This is a genomic window from Sulfolobales archaeon (assembly GCA_038897115.1).
GTDB lineage: Archaea > Thermoproteota > Thermoprotei_A > Sulfolobales > AG1 > AG1.
The window spans coordinates 1-2468 of record JAWAXC010000120.1 but is presented as its reverse complement, the minus strand read 5'-3'; the positions used below and the strand labels follow the sequence as shown (position 1 = coordinate 2468).

General features: G+C 49.0%; 2 protein-coding genes. Both read right to left on the bottom strand.

Annotation, left to right across the window (positions count from 1 at the left end):
* On the bottom strand, positions 1 to 1103 hold a 1103-nt coding region (locus QXE01_11085), incomplete at its 3' end, for a UbiD family decarboxylase (protein MEM4971781.1).
* Complete coding sequence (locus tag QXE01_11080) at positions 1091 to 2350, bottom strand: Clp1/GlmU family protein (GenBank protein MEM4971780.1); 1260 nt, start codon at positions 2348 to 2350, stop codon at positions 1091 to 1093. The genes QXE01_11080 and QXE01_11085, both read right to left, overlap by 13 nt.
* Between the last annotated feature and the right edge of the window lie 118 nt (positions 2351 to 2468).

Here is a 2468-nt window from a genome sequence, read left to right as displayed (position 1 = left end):
TCGATGTCTATATCCCCATCCACCACTATAGCCATTTTGAGGGATGGGTGGGCTGCGAATGCTGCTAGAATAGCGTTTTTACCCTCACCCTCAGCCCCCTTCTCAATAGATATGATAGCATGTAGCCACCCACCGCTTGGCCTTGTAAGCCTCACCTTATATACCCTTCTAACAACCCTTGAGACAGCTCTATATATATCTGCCTCCTTCCCAATACCCATGAGCAGTGTATGTTCCGTCCGCCCTGGGAGGACTGTGTGGAATGGCCTCTCAACCCTGGATCTATATATCCTGTCGAAAACCACTAGAGGCTCCCTCCTAACCATGTCATATGTTAGCAGGGCATCTGCGAAGGGGCCCTCCTCAACATCTTCCAGAGAGACCCTCCCCTCGAGGATGTGTGAACATTCACAGGGGACTGGGAGGTTGTAGAGCGGTGTTCTACAGACCCTTAGAGATCCTCCTAGGAGTCTGTTTGCCACCTCAACCTCGAACACACCGTATCTAGGCTGGAGCGCGGCGCCTAGGAAAACAACTGGGTGTGGTGAGAAACAAACAGCTATTGGGGCTTCTCTACCCCTGGATCTATATGCATCTATTATCCTCCTCAGATGCCTTGGAACAATCCTCGCGGGACCGGCCATAGGGTCTTTCACGAGGATCCTGTGGATCGATGCGTTATATATCTCATCATCTGGATCCCTCGCTATGAAGATCGATGATGTGAAGTATCTCCCAGCATCCCCCTCGTAGAAGTGGAGAGCCGGGAGATCATATAGCGTTCTCCTATCCTCAACATAGTGATCCCTGAAATCCTCCTCCCCACATTTAAGAGGGTTCTCCACAGCATCTAAAAGCCTCGCATATAGATCCTCATCCCTCTCAACCCCCAGATAGGCTTTTAGAACACCTCTAGAGGGTATTATATTGGAGACAACATCGATTCCGGGGCAGCAGTCCACCCTAAAAGCTATTGCCTTTCCAACCGAGTCTGCATATTCTATAGCCTTTGCAGCCTCGAACCTCCAGGATAATGTCTTCTCAACCCTATATAGAAGACCCCTATCCTCTAGGAATCTAATTGCCTCTACTATATCGGGCATCTAGAACCCCTCCAGCTATCCTCGTACATCTCATCAACCTTTATCCTACCAATGATCACAGCCACAACCTCCCCCTGATATCTGGTCACAATATTTATCTTATTAGATGCCATATCTAGAGAATCCACTATACATGGATACTCATCCCCTGTCTTAGATACTGCAGAGCATAGAAGCCCCTTCTCACCTCCCCTCTGTATCTGTATAACCTCCCTCCCATCCCTCAGCTTTAAAGCCCTCTCAGCCTCTCTCCCACCCTCTACCAAGGCATATATTGTTCCCTCTAATGCTGATGCATATAGAACATTCACACCCAGGATCTCAGATAGCTGTGAGATCTCCTCCCTCGACATAGGGGCTCCTGAGAGCAGGCATGATCCTATGATCGTTATATCTGATATGCTCAGAGATCTCATGGAGGAGCCTTCGAAGGCCTTTCTATACGCCTGGCTCCTCAGGATCTTCCTCTCCTCCCTAGATCTAGTTCTAACCCCCTGGGGAGATCTAAGTGTAACCACCTCAGCCAACCCTTTCCTAGATATCGAGCCTATGAATGAGCCACCTGCTAATGCTACTATGTGGGTTGCACCTATGAATCTAGCTATATCCAGCTTCATCTCTATAGCCTGTGGCGATGAGACCCAGCCATCTGTATTTATAACAACTAGATCCCCCATGGTGGATGCCCTCAAAGCTAGATCCGCTATCGCTGCTATCAACCTCGAGCCACCCATAGAGGGGTTGTTATGGCCAACTAATCTCATAGATATAGGCTCGAGATCCCTTAGCCATACAAACTGCTTCGAGGGGCATGAGAGGGCTATGAAGCCGGGAGGACCTATATCCTCTTGACCAACATCAGCATCCACTATGCATGGCTTCAAACCCTTCTCAATAGCGATATTTGCGAGAAGGGTTGTGAAGGTTGTTTTCCCAGACTCTATGGGGCCTATCACAACCACCTTAGATCCTTTAGATGCTATCCTCCCAGCAGCCTCAACCCATTCTAGCAGAGGCTCCTCCTCGGGCTTTGCAACATCTACACCGCCACCCTCGCCAAGCTCAACCTCTACCCTAGCACTTGTTTTCGCATATATTGCTAGGGATTTATAGGCGCTCACAACAACCTGGGATCCCTTCGATAGCCTAGCACCTGTTATATAGCATTCACCATCGGCTATAGAGATCCTAGCAGGACCCCTAACCCTAGCACTCCTACCCTCGGAAATCTCAATCGAAACCCTCACAGCCTACCCCAGAAAACAGTTGGAGTGAGGCTATATTGCTTTGAGCCCTCTAATCAATTATAACCACAACCCTATCTCCCCTCCTCTCAACCCTATATAGCTTCATAGGCTTTGTAGT